A 14066-nucleotide genomic window follows, 5' to 3' on the forward strand; every position below is an offset into this window, starting at 1 on the left:
CCTTGAAAAGTATTTCTACGCGGGCAAAGGTAGCACCTATAAGCTCTAGTGAAGCTTTGTTTCAAAGCGCCCCAAAGAAGCCCTAATAGATTAACACCATTGTACGGTAGAGCCAGGTTATTGTAAAGGTGATAACACCTTGGTATCGCACAAGCTGATGTATACTAAGCTCATGTACTTAGCGGTGGATATTGGGGGAAGTAAAACGCTGCTAGCGGTCTTTGATAAGCATGGCCAAATTATTAAAGAACAAAAGTTTCCCACCCCCAAGGACTACCAAGAGTTCTTGGCAACCTTGATATCTGCTGCTACTGCCCTCAAGCCAGACCCCGGTTTTGCCGCTATAGCCGTCGCGGCACCCGGTAAAATTGATCGCAAGTCCGGCGTAGCTCTCGATTTTGGCAATCTGCCCTGGCATGATGTAAATCTTAAAACAGATCTGGAACCGGTTGCCGGCTATGCCCCAGTTTTTATTGAAAACGATGCGAATTTGGCCGGCCTAAGCGAAGCACTCTTAGTGCACAACCAGTATAAGAAAGTGCTTTATTTAACTGTTAGCACTGGAATTGGCGATGGAATTATCATAAACGGTATAATTGATCCTGATTTCGCCGACAGTGAACCCGGCCAAATGGTTCTAGAACACAAAGGGAGCTTGCAGAAGTGGGAAGATTTCGCCTCGGGCAGAGCCCTTAAAGAAAAGTATGGTAAAAAGGCCAGCGAAATCGACGACCCCGCTATTTGGAAAGAGTTCGTGAAGGGTCTCGCTCAAGGAATTGGCGAGTTAGTTGCTACATTAATGCCGGAGGTTATCATCGTAGGCGGTGGCGTCGGCGCCCACTTTGATAAATTTGGTAGTTTTTTGGCCGACGAACTAAAACTGTATGAAAATAATATGGTTAAAATCCCACCGATTATTGAAGCCCAAAGGCCGGAGGAAGCGGTAGTTTACGGTTGCTATGACCTCATTAAACAGCATTTATAAACCTTCTCGGGAAGAGCAGCCCGAGCCAATGTCGCATCATTTGCCCGGCGCGATGAGAAACCCTGAAGGGGTGTCTTATGAGGCGATAGCCGCATGACCGCATTAAACAACACCAAAACTAAAGACTTTGTCGATGCTTTAGCAATCGACTATCCTCACTTTTCTTTTAAAACTGGCCATCAGGATCATTGGTCGCCGCGCACTAAGACCATTTTTTATAATCCAAACCGTCCGTTAGGGGAGCTAAAGTGTAGCCTACTGCACGAGCTGGCGCATGGCGTACTGAATCACAAAGATTACTCAACCGACTTTGAGTTATTGAAACTAGAGGCCGAAGCCTGGGAGCTAGCCTCTGAGATTGGTAAAAAATACAACGTAGATATCAGCGATGATCATATTCAAGATTGTTTGGATACTTACCGCGACTGGCTGCATCATCGAAGTACCTGCCCTGCTTGCGGCATGCACGTTCTACAAAAGGACGCTATTAGTTATAGGTGTTTTAATTGCCACACTCAGTGGACCGTGACAAATGAGCGTTTTGTGCGGGCCTATCGTCGGTCTTTCAACAAAAAGAAGTCCGCTTAAAAGCGGACTTCTTTTTCTAAATTAACCTAAATTAGGCTTTTTTGGTGCTGGTGCGGCGAGAAATACGACCGCCACGGCGACCAGCTTCGCGAGCTAGATCACGGTTAGCGGCAAAACCACCGGTGTGGCCTAATTGACCGCCAACTTTACCAATGCGGGCGTAAAAATCTTTACCGTACTTAGCTTTGTTGGTGGCGGCAGCTTTCTGACCGCCTGCTTTAGTTCCTGGCATATCTCAAAACTCCTCTCGCCCCTTACCTTTTCTACGGTGGAGCAGTCTGCAATCAGATTGCGGAATCTCCACGAAAAGGTGCGGGGTACGTTCTTCTTATGTTTACTAATTGTCTCAAGAGAAATAAAAAAGGTCTGTGAAAAGACCCTCATTTAGCTCTCCCGAACTATGCTTATGTTAACACTTTAACATGCTTAAGTCAACCCTGTCAGGAATTAAGAAGCATCTAATCAATTCTTTAAATAACTCTTACCGCGACCTGATTTAAGTTATTTCTCCCTTTTCATCGCTGCTTCTTTAGAAAGACAGGCTTCAAAATAAATCAGATCAAACGGCCCACGTGTAAAGTAAAACGTCTTTAGGCTATATTAGCACTCACCAGATTTCCTGCGGGGTCAATAGTGCCCTACTGTACCCTGATAGGTGTTACCCACATTCCGCGGTTTTTGAACCCAACCGTAGTGTTGGTACCTAAGTAGCGTATCTTTAAGACACTACCGGAACTTAAACCTGTAAATACATAGGGGTTAATTTCCATGTGACTGCTAATACTACTATTAAGAACATAGGCATTAGTATCATCTTCAATGGTTGGGCTCGTGTCTCCTATTGAGACCCCCATAGCGGCTGCCGAAGCGTTGTTAGCAGTATTGGTAGCATTGGCGCCAGCAGTGACCGCATAGTCGCCGGCTAGGGGTATAGTTATGGAGTTAGCCGTAGACAGATTTACCCATGACCCCGTGGATCCAACTTGCTCGTTGGTACTCACGAATACATACAGTGGCGAGCCACCTAGGAATTCCCAGTAGCCCGACGTGCTGTTGTAGCGCAGATGCCACACCACTCCATGAGATGGGTCAGCATCGTAGTATATTTCCTGACCGTTAACCGGACTGCCCGGCAAACTTGTGGCGTACATGCCCCCGTCAGTAATCAGATAACCACCGACGGCTACATTCCCAGATACACTCAAACCCCCACCGATAGTAATGCTCATGCCTGAAGTATCGGCCGTAAATAGAGGCGTGTTACCCGCATTTTGAATTTGTAAGGCAGTTGGAGAGTCGCTGGAGTTCTGGAATAGAGCGTCGCCATTACTGTCGAGTCCGAAGTTGACCTTATAGTCTGTCGTGTTCTGAATTTCGAAGGTGTTAGTTTGGACCTGAATGTTACCGGCATAGTTGCCAACGATTAACGCACCAGAAGCATTAAAGATAGCTTCATTGCTCGCACCGCCATCGAAGGTCAGTCTAGCGCTGCTATCAATATTAACTAGCATGCTAGTTGTGTCCCCTGTAAATAAGGCCCCGCCGGTGCTGTTTTGGATCTGGAAAGCCGTCTGAGAATCATTTACTGGCTTAATAATGGTCGAGCCGAGAGCTCCTATGTTTATATTTCCGGCGCCAGCTTGAAGCATAAGGCTCGATGAGCCGCTAGCAGAACCAATACTAACACTCTCGTTAGTGCCTGTGGGAATTACCGCACCGCCGCCAAAATCGTCTATACGGTCATTCTGGCTCACGGCTGAAATACCTATCGTACCCACGCCGACCACTGAACTATCTGTAGCTTGAGCCGCCTGAACCCAGCCGCTACCAGTATCTATATAGGCAGTGATTGTAGAACCTACAACGCTGATGCCCATGCGGTTTCCAGCAATCTGTGTAGCTGCCGTGCCAGTGGCAAGAACGGTAGTCGTACCATTAACTGTCTTTAATATTCCTAAGAATGAGCCGCTCTCCCAGTCCAAGCTATAACCACTGAAGTTGGACGTGTTAGGGTTTTTAATGCGGGCCCAGACAAGATATTCATTAGGAACCTCAATTGTAAAGTAGGCTTCGGTATTAGCTGCCGAAATGTTGGTGCGGTAATTATCGGTACCTGAGCCAAAATGATTGTCTAAAGCCTGGTTACTGTTAACTTGCCAGGTGTTGCTAGCCGACGGATCGATGGGTCCAGCCCAGTTAGCGCCCAAGCTAGCGTTGTTGGTTCGATTGAAATTATCTATCACGCCGTTTTGCGGGAAAACGTAGGCAGTACCGAGACCACCGTCACCAATATGAACAGAGTGAGCTGTATTAGCACCACCGACGTTTATAGTAAGAGCATCAGTGCTAACCGCGGAGTTAGCCGTATCAACATTAAATAGCTGATTGCCGCTACTATCCTGTACTTGGAAGGCAGTGGTTGAATTTATGGTGTTAGCAAACAAGGCTGAACCCTCCACTGTTAACTGACCGCTGGTGTCAATGGCCGGAGCACTCCCTGTCGCGGTTAGGCCAGTGTCATTAAATGATGTAGCGGTGGCGTAGCCTATATAACCAGTCGTAGATGGATTACCGTTTGTTGATTTGCGATAAATCTTGTATCCGGCGGCGCCGCTCACAGGCGTCCAACTTATAGTGTTGTAGTTTGTTCCGCTCAGAGTAGTGAAACCTGACGTAGTAGTGCCCAAAGCTGACGACGCGGTCTCACCACCATTCGCGTTGATAGCAGTTATTACATATCCGTAGGTCTTCGTACTAATTGATCCTATCGGAGTTACAGTAGGTACGCTTGGTACTGCTAGCTGGTTATTGCCTCCACCCAGCACCACCCCGCCCTGTAAGGAGGTCGTACCGCTTACATTAAGACCAGCTCCAACCTGCAGATTTTGACCAACCGTCGCACTGCCTTGCACATTTGAATCGCCTAAGATTTGTGCATTGGAATCTACTTGCAAGCTACCCAGTTCTGCGCCACCAGCCTCAAGTTGCTGTAGATAGGCGCCGCCCAAATCTATGACCTGTAAAGTATGCGAACCGCTATTGGCAATGTAGGCGTACCTTCCGGACACAGATACGTGGCTTGCACTACCGCCAATATTGATATTTCCAACAGTGAAAGGATTACTTGGGCTACTTATATCGTAAACATAAAAGGAGCTACTGCTAACAGAGTAAGCGTAACGGCTTTGTATAGCTGCTCGGTAACCTGCCACCGGCGGAATACTGGTAACCAGGGTAGGTTTATAGGGGTTACTTATATCAATTATCCCTCCGTCGGTATAAGCATAATTTCCAGAGAGTTGTAGACTGAGGCCACCACTAGACATCGTGAGAGAACTAACGCTAACGGGTAGTGAAGGATTGGATATGTCAAACACAAGAAGCGTACGAGTATTAGCTTCCAGCAGGTAAAGGTAACGTCCAGAAATAGCAACGGCTCGCGGATTGTTATTTATACTGGTTAGGCTAACTTCAATAGGACTCGCTGGGTTTGACACGTCGAATACCTCTAAGTTATACGAGAGGTTCTCTGTTAGATACACGTACTTGCCCTGGACCGCAATTTCCCAAACAGATGAGTGTGTAGTAGCGGTACTTACAATTGAAGGTTGAGCAGGATTTGATATATCAACGATCTGCAAACTACTGCTAGAGTTACCGGCTATATAAGCGTAGTGCCCTGCGATTGCAAAATGATACGGCGCGCTAACAGTTGATATTGAACTAACAAAAAGTGGAGAGGATGGAACCGATACATTAAAGATTTCAAATTTATTGTTAGTAGTGTCGGTCAAGTAGGCGTATTTCCCTTGTACAACTATTCCCTGGGGAGATCCACCGACATAAGTTGCGCTGGTAACTCCATTGAATGATCCGCTTACATATAGCTGGCCCGTTGGTGTACCATTTCCACCAACCGATAACTGTAAGTTGCTGTTTGAACTATTAGCGCTATTGTAAGCATTGCCTGTTGTCGGAGGGGTTGAAGTGGTGTTGTCTTGCGTAGACCCGTTATCTATGAAATACAGGCTTCCTAAATTATATATTCCAGCCGTTACGTAATATCCGGTTTCAGAGCCCGTAGACGTGCCTCGATAAATTCTATAGCTTGTTGCCCCCGTTACGGGCAACCATCTTATTACGACACCTTGACCAGCAGCGGTCGTAGTAACATTCTTTTCACTAGAGGCAGCTGTTTCCCCACCGGTACCATCTATAGCAGTTATTTTGTAATAATAGGTTGTCGCATTGGTCAGACCAGTTGCTGATAAAACCGTACCACTAGCAGCTAGACCGGGGTCATTAAATGAAGTGCTGGAAGTCGAACCAATAAGTCCGGTGGTTAAAGGTGAGCCGTTGCTAGAAGTTCGGTAGATGTTATAGGTCGAGGCACCGGTTACCGCTGACCAGCTTATAGCATTGTAGCTGTTGGAGTCTAATATGGCGTTGCCGCTCGTGGTTGAGCCAGCGCTTGATGGCACACTAACAAGCCCCTGACTAGTTACAGCCGATATTTCATAGGCATATGTACTAGAACCCGTAGTGCCAGTCGCCGTTACGGTTGGTGCGGCTGGAGAGTTTTGCAGAGTTGCCGCACTAAATGTTGGTGCAGTTGTTAAAGAGTATGTTGCGTTTACTGCTACTCTCATGTTGCTAGTATCGGCATTTAACAAGTTGCTCCCGCTTGAATTCTGGATACTAAACTGGCTGGTAGAGTTAGAGCTCCCCGCCTGCACAGCTACCGCTCCAACAACATTCAGACCGTTAGCTACACTCGCGGAACCATCTACTTGCAGGTTGCCGGCTGCGGTAATGTTATTGGCGGTTAGGCTGCCGCCAGCCGTGCCATCCCCGCCTTGAAGACCTATGAGGTCAAGATTAGCGCCAACTGATACACGAGAGGTAGAGGCGTAATAGACGGTGGATTGATAACTACCTCCAACTACGCCACCTATTTGGTAAACATATCCGTTAGCCATTACGGATGTAGTGTTAAGGAGGTTTTGCGGTAAGGCGTTGGTGTTTGTTTGCCAGGTGCCCGTGGAGCCGTCGGCGTTGAGTTTGGCGTAGTAGACGGTTGAACTTCCTCCTCCCATGGCGTATATGTAGCCATTATTCACAACAGATGTAACATAATTGCGAGCCTGCGGTAAGGCGTTGGTGTTTGTTTGCCAGGTGCCCGTGGAGCCGTCGGCATTTAGTTTGGCGTAGTAGACGGTTGATAAGCTACAACCAATGGAGTTGCAACCACCTATTTCATAAGCATATCCATTAGCTACAATCGAGGTGCTATTGTATATAGCCTGAGGCAAAGCATTCGCACTCAATTGCCAGGCGCCCGTGGAGCCGTCGGCATTTAGTTTGGCGTAGTAGACAGTGGCGTATTTATTCGTGCCGTCATAGCCACCAATAACATATGCATAACCATTGGCAGTAACCGACGTTTCCTCTTTAAGAACTTGCGGTAAGGCGTTGGTGTTTGTTTGCCAGGTGCCCGTGGAGCCGTCGGCGTTGAGTTTGGCGTAGTAGACGGTTGAGCAGGTACTGCTAACACAGCCAGTGCCGTTCCCTTGTCCACCGATTTCGTATATATAGCCATTGGAGGCAAATGAACTTGCATACAGTAAACCTTGCGGTAAGGCGTTGGTGTTTGTTTGCCAGGTGCCCGTGGAGCCGTCGGCGTTGAGTTTGGCGTAGTAGACGGTTGATAAGCCACTGCCACCGTTGAAACCTCCTAGCTCATAAACATACCCGTTAGCAACCACTGAAGTAGCGTAGGCCCGTGTCGCTGGCAAGCTATTACTATTAGCTTGCCAAGCACCTAGCTGGCCGCTTGTATTACCATCTAAGGTAATCGCTGAACTCAGGGAGTCTATATTAAACAGTGAGCCGCCTGTTGAGTTTTGGATACTAAAGGCTGTAGTAGAATCGGCTGTTGGTTGAAAGGTGGTGTTACCGGCTACGGTCAGGCCGTTCCCCACAGTTAGCTGGTCCGCGATGCTTTCTTGACCAGAGTTCCGGGTCATGCCACTTACGGAGGCGTAGTAGACGGTTGATTGTACTGTGGAGCCGCTGTCATATCCACCCAAAGCATATATATAGCCGTTATATACAATTGAAGAGTGTCGGTAGCGAGCCGACGGCAAGGCATTACTGGCCGTTGTCCAGCTTCCTAATGAATTATCAGAGTTAATTTTTGCGTAGTAAACTACAGATTGGACTCCACTGTTGTAGCCGCCCAATACGTAAATATATCCGTTCACGGTTACGGAAGTGTTGTCATAAGAGATTGCCGGCAAGGCATTAGTGTTGGTTTGCCAGGTGCCAGTGGAGCCGTCGGCGTTGAGTTTGGCGTAGTAGACGGTGGATTTGCCTCCACTGTTATAGCCTCCTAATGTATATATGTAGCCATTAGCAGCAACTGCCGAAAAGGTTTCCAGGCCCTGCGGCAGCACGTTTGTATTCGTAGACCAACTACCTAGACTCCCATCCTGATTAACCTTTGCGTAGTAGACCGTGGACTGAGGAGTGCCGTTTAAGCCTCCAAGCACATAAACGTAACCGTTTAATGTAACTGCCGAGTGAAGCGCTAATGCCTGGGGCAAATTATTAGCACTGGTACTCCATGAACCTACTGATCCGTCGCTATTCAATTTTGCATAGTAAACCGAGGACTGATTACTGCCGGTGTAGCCGGCAATGTAATATATGTAGCCGCCAACCACTACGGTAGCGCCTTCGGCCCTCGCCTGCGGCAACGCGTTAGCATTAGTTTGCCAAGAACCCGTAGAGCCATCGGCGTTGAGCTTGGCATAGTAGACAGTGGATTGAATCGCGCTGCTATTGTATCCTCCAAGAACATAAACATAGCCATTGGCAGCAATGGATGATTGGTATCTGAGTGCTTGCGGCAGACTATTTGCATTCGTCAGCCATGCACTTAATGCCCCACTTGTCGATTGCCCTAAGCTGATATTACTATTGTTAGTATCTACGGCTAACAAACTGACGCTTGATGCGTTCTGTACTTGAAGTGCCATACCGCTGCCAGCGTTTTGGATGTTCAATATTGTGCCTGTGGCTCCAGCATATTGCTGGTTCAAATTCAGTAATGTTGAAGTGTCTGAGCAGGTACCATCATTCACAACACAGTTGCTGCTAATTTGAGATAAGTTGCCGGAGAGGGTGGCCGCAGCATGCAGGGCGCCAGCCGGGTTTATTGGAAGTGCTATATATCCACTAAAGCTAGGCGCAGACCAACTTACAGTGGTGCTCAAACCCGTCGCAATACTGTAGCTCGACCCAATGCTCGGATAAGGACTTGAGCTGGAAGCACCAATTAAAGTCTGGCCGGAAGTAGGAGAGTAAGAGTTGCCTGTAGCTGACGTATACCAAGCGTCAATTATTGCTTGATTAACAACGGAGCTAAGTGTAAGGGAGTGTGTGGTGGTGCTCGCCAGAGTGCCCACCGGCGTAGTTTGATCAACGTTATACCAGGAACTTAGTGAAGTGCTATAGGTGCTACCACCGCCACCGCGGCTACAATTCACGCTACCCGTAGGCGGATTAATCAAGCCGTAAGCCCAGATTTTATTTATATGCCCAATGAGGGCCATGGTTTGGCCCCCTGTACATGTATAGGTTTGGGAAACAGTATCGCCCACATTGATCAAAATCAGATACCTATTGAGGTGGTTACCCACCGTAACAGTAGCTGAAGTATCGCCATTTGTAGCTGAAGTATCAAGGGTGGGCGAAGACGTAAATGTTGGACTCGTGGTTACGCTTCTGGATATATTAAGCTCCGCACCGTTTACTACACTTGAACCTGAAGTCGCAGAAACAGTATTTGCGCTAGAGATGCTTATACCACCAGTAGAATCACCACCCGATAAGTTAGTGTGCAATATAGAAATTCCATAACCGGAAGTCTGGTTATCAGTATTAACTGTTAGAGCGTTGCCTCCGGTGCCTTGATTATTTATAGTCGCAGTATTATTGAGGGTGGCGGCTCCATTAGCGGTTAGAGTGTTGGTAGTGGTTAAATTACTGGCAACTACACCACTGGCGGATACATCCAAGTATTTTGTGCTAGCACCGTTATCTTCAACGGTGAACAGACTAGAGCCAAGTGGCGTGGAGTTATCTTGAACTGTTAGTCCACCGTTAGTTGAATTAAGCGTAATGTTAGCAGGGCTTGAAGAGTTATAGGCTTGCTGCAGACTCACACTCACTCCCGCTCCGTTAGCTACACAGGTACCACCGGTGATTATACCGCCGGTAACAACAGCGTTTTGCAGCACATTACCACTGCTACAGCTGACACTGGAACCGGTGTTTCCATTAGCTACAAAACCAGTAGTGGCACTAATGTTACCGCCAACCTGTAAAGTAGCTCCGGAGCTTGATGGCGCTGTTGCAATACCAACTTTAGTGTCGGTAGTATCGGCCACGAATAAATTACCAGCACCGCCTGAGTTCTGAATGCTAAAGGCGGCTATACCTGTGCTGTTCACCGCCACAGTGCCGGTAAAGGTCTTATTGCCGCTGGCTGTTTGGTTGGCATTTAGCAAAGCCACATTGTTAGATAAACGGCCATCGGCCACAGTGCCGCTAGCAATATTTGAGCCATTGAGGTTAGTTAAGTTGCTACCATCGCCCGTGAAACTGTTAGTCACATTATTAAAGGTGTTGGCGCCCGTAAAGGTTTGGTTGGCATTTAGCAAAGCCACATTGTTACTTAAATAAGCATCGCCGACTGTACCGCTCGTAATATTAGAACCATTTAGTGCCGTTAAGCCGCTGCCATCGCCTACAAAAACGTTGCTAGCATTATTGAATAGATTGACGCCGGTGAATGTCTGATCTGCATCCAGCTTAGCTAAATTACCGTCGTTGCTAAGAATGCTCGATGAAACCTGACTGCCGTTTAGTTGGTACTGTCCGGTAGCATTAATACTCCCGCCAGCCGTGACTGTGGTGCCTGACTGGCTTAATATAGAATCGCCTATCGTGCCAGTATCGGTAAACAGAGCTACTTTACCGGCTGTTCCCGATCCACCAATTGCACTGCCGGCGCCACCGCCACCAACACAGTTGCCAGAAGTATCACAAACTTGATGACCGTTTTGCGTAATATTGTTGGCTGCCAGATCCCCGCCGATAGTTACCGAAGTACCATCGTCCAAGATTAAAGAGTCGGCAATGGCGTTGCCGGCCGAGAATTTAGCTAGATGATTTAAAGTACCGCCACTACTGGTAACATCACCACCCACGCCCGCGCAATTGCCTTGAGAGGTACAAACATCGTAGCCACTAATAGTTGCGCCAGAAGAATTAACTGCGAAGTATTTTGTTGCGCCAGTACTGTCGGTCACTTCAAACAAATCTGTGCCTAGCGGCGTAGAAGCATCCTGGACCTGCAAAGGGCCAGTAGATAAAACAAAGGTGTTATTACCGGTGAAGGTGTTATTGCCGTTTTTAAGAGCAACATTGCCACTTAACCGAGCATCGTTAATGGTTCCGCTGGAGATATTTGAGCCATTAAGAGCGGTTAAACCCGAACCATTACCCGTAAATGAGTTACCGCCATTACTGAAGGTATTAGCACCGCTAAAGGTTTGGTCAGATGATCTTAGAGCAACATTATTACTCAAATGACTATCACCCAAAGTCCCTGTGCTGATATTGGAGGCATTGGTGTAATAACTCGCGGCCTGGCCGTTCAACTGGCTCGCATTAACATTGTTTAAACCTGAACCCTCTCCTGTAAAGCTGTTGGCAGCGTTACTGAACGTGCTGGCTCCTGTGAATGTTTGTGTGGCATTCAATTTGGCTATATTTGAAGTGTCGGCTAGGGCCGAAGAAGTTAATGGTGAACCATTAACTTTGTACTGTCCTGTTATGTCAATATCGCCGACTACCCGAGCACCGCTTGAGTTCACTGCAAAGTATTTAGTGCCGCCGCCATTGTTTTGAACCACAAACAGATTAATCCCTAGCGGTGAGGCAGCATCCTGCACAGTAAGAGTCCCGCTAGCGTTATTTAGAGTTATGTGCGGATTGGACGAAGTATTATAAACCTGCTGGAAGGTTGGCACCGAGCCAGCGAGGTTTGTCTGACAAGAGCCGCCAATAATGATACCCCCGACAATAACTGGACTGCCGATTATGTCGCCAGCCGGACAAGTTAAGTTCGCCCCCTGATTATTGCCAACACGGTAAACCCCAGAGACATTTATATCGCCTCCAACCTGAAGATCGGCACCAGACGCATTAGGAGTCGTATTGACGCCAACTTTTGAATTGGCAGAATCAACGGCTATTAGACTGTTACCCGAGGTATCTTGAACCTGAAAAGCTCCAGCAAAGACCGCGGAGCCTTTAAATGTATTATTGCCTGTTAAAGTCTGGTTCTGGCTCAAGAAGGCCACGTCCCCAACATCTATCGTATGCGGAGGGGTAGCTGAGGACTTAGTAGAACTAATGCAACCATTTGAGGTGCAGACCAAAACGTTATTGATATGCAAGCCGGCGCTGTCTAGCGTAATCTTCCCGCCTGTCGAAACAATGTCGCCGCTAGCCGTTATATCGCCGCCAACCTGTAGAGCAGCGCTGCCTGTCGGGTCTTGGCCGATACCCACTCGGCCATTTGTGGTGTCGGTTGTCAAAACACTTTTGCCAGCGGAGCTCTGGACCGTAAAAGCATGCGTGGAGTCGGCCTCATTCTGAATGGCTACCTGACCAGTAGCGGTTAGTTTTTTGCCGTCCGAGACTACAGTGTCTACATTGAGGTTAAGATTAGACTGCTTAGAAGGATTTTGAATAAAATTACTGGTATTGAGCGAACTCGCTAATTGTTTAATCGTCTCGCTTTGAGCCTTTAGATTAGCCTGATTAGACCGAGTGTTAAAGTAGCTGAATACAGCACCAGCAATAACAACGACTAAGAGCACAATAGTGGCCTCGAAAATGTGACGTCTAAAGGGTTTTTCTAGCGCGGTGTAGTGATTATGTACGACGGTTACTGGTTCTTTTTGGACAGGTTCCAACTCTGACGACACTGGAGAGGCTTGGCTTATTTGATTTGAGACTGAGTTGCCAATAGAAATCGGAGGCGTTTCCAACGATCGAGGACTGGGATGAGGACTGACTGGCAGTGGGTTAATTGATGTCGCGCTGCCAATAAACCCTTCTTGCGTAGCGTACGTTGGCCGTATCTCGCTCTCAACCTTCTTCACCACCTTAACGGCAACTTTCTCCGCAGCATCAATGTCGGCCTCTAGCACCCCTACTGCTTCCCTGGCCCTCTGAAGACGCTTTCGGCATTTGGCAGAGCAAGTCTTAGCATTAGCCCTTCCGCGAAAGAGTTCTTGGCACGCTTCACAGGCTTTAATTTTTTTCAGGACCATTTGTTTTGCGCTATTTATTTGTTCGAACTTGCTTCAAGTTTCTAGCTAAACTTAAGCGGTGTCAAGGAGAAAAAGAGTGACATGTAGGAGTTTCTTGTCACAGAAATGACTATCCCAAAATTTAACATCAAAAATACAACAAGTGTGACAGGATCACAGATAGACTAAACGAGCAATTACATCTTACAAAAAGTGACAGTCACACTTTTGTTGTGACAAAATCTACAAATTTTTAATCAAAAATGCCACAAAAAAGTTATCCACATAAATACTAAAATGCTTGCTTAAAATGAGTAAATTTTTTACCAAAAGAAAAGATAAGAGCCATCCTGTTCGGATGGCTCTTATATAATTCGGCACCGTGCTATTTTCCCAGGGCTCAAACCCAAGTATTGTAACCGCTGCTGGGCTTAACTGCTGTGTTCGGAATGGGAACAGGTGTTTCCCCAGCGCCATGGGCACCGATTTGGTGGCTGTTTAAAGCTCCCTAAACGGTGTCCATCTAGCACCAGTGTAAAGAAATGACGGACAGTAATCTGTAATGCGTATCACACATTGTTGATTACCAATAGCTAGTCAAGCACTTACTTTGCCAGAAACTATGCATCAATAAGACTGCACAGTTCCTGGATCGTAAAAAGTCAATGGACCTATTAGTACACCTCGGCTGAACACGTTGCCGTGCTTACACCTAGTGCCTATCAACCTGATAGTCTTTCAGGGGTCTCATGGGGAAATCTAATCTAGAGGTCAGTTTCGCGCTTAATATGCTTTCAGCGCTTATCTGTTCCGCACTATAGCTACTCAGCAATGCTCTTGGTAGAACAACTGATACACCAGCGGTGCGTTCAACCCGGTCCTCTCGTACTAGGGTTAAATCCTCGCAAATTTCCTATCGTCCACAGCGGATATAAACCGAACTGTCTCACGACGTTCTGAACCCAGCTCACGTACCTCTTTAACGGGCGAACAGCCCGACCCTTGGAAGGTGCTCCCCCTCCAGGATGAGATGAGCCGACATCGAGGTGCCAAACAGCGCCGTCTATGTGAACTATTGGGCGCTATAAGCCTGTTATCCCCGG

The 14066-nt window shown here is 47.4% G+C and carries 4 protein-coding genes and 2 rRNA genes; 2 read left to right on the forward strand and 4 right to left on the reverse strand.

Features of this window, described 5'->3' with window-relative positions:
- Positions 1-172 precede the first annotated feature (172 nt).
- Together VFT49_02525 and VFT49_02530 are read left to right on the forward strand one after the other, a co-directional pair.
- Positions 173-985, forward strand: a complete 813-nt coding sequence (locus VFT49_02525; GenBank protein ID HEU5004942.1) for an ROK family protein — start codon at positions 173-175, stop codon at positions 983-985.
- Between the two features lie 93 nt (positions 986-1078).
- The gene (locus VFT49_02530) at positions 1079-1573 is read left to right on the forward strand and encodes an ImmA/IrrE family metallo-endopeptidase (protein HEU5004943.1); all 495 of its coding nucleotides are present in this window, start codon (positions 1079-1081) and stop codon (positions 1571-1573) included.
- A gap of 31 nt (positions 1574-1604) precedes the next feature.
- Here VFT49_02530 and VFT49_02535 read toward each other — a convergent pair whose 3' ends face one another.
- The 4 genes from VFT49_02535 to VFT49_02550 form a co-directional block, all read right to left on the reverse strand.
- Positions 1605-1805, reverse strand: coding sequence for a KGG domain-containing protein (locus VFT49_02535; protein HEU5004944.1), 201 nt, complete (start codon positions 1803-1805; stop codon positions 1605-1607).
- A gap of 406 nt (positions 1806-2211) precedes the next feature.
- On the reverse strand, positions 2212-12861 hold the full coding sequence (locus VFT49_02540; protein ID HEU5004945.1) for a hypothetical protein: 10650 nt from the start codon (positions 12859-12861) through the stop codon (positions 2212-2214).
- Between the two features lie 474 nt (positions 12862-13335).
- A 5S ribosomal RNA gene (gene rrf, locus VFT49_02545) occupies positions 13336-13450 on the reverse strand.
- A 166-nt stretch (positions 13451-13616) separates the two neighbouring features.
- Positions 13617-14066: ribosomal RNA gene (locus tag VFT49_02550) — 23S ribosomal RNA — on the reverse strand; the annotation flags it as partial.

The sequence above is a fragment of the Candidatus Saccharimonadales bacterium genome (assembly GCA_035758565.1).
In the GTDB taxonomy this organism is placed as follows: Bacteria; Patescibacteriota; Saccharimonadia; order Saccharimonadales; family UBA10212; genus DASTXL01.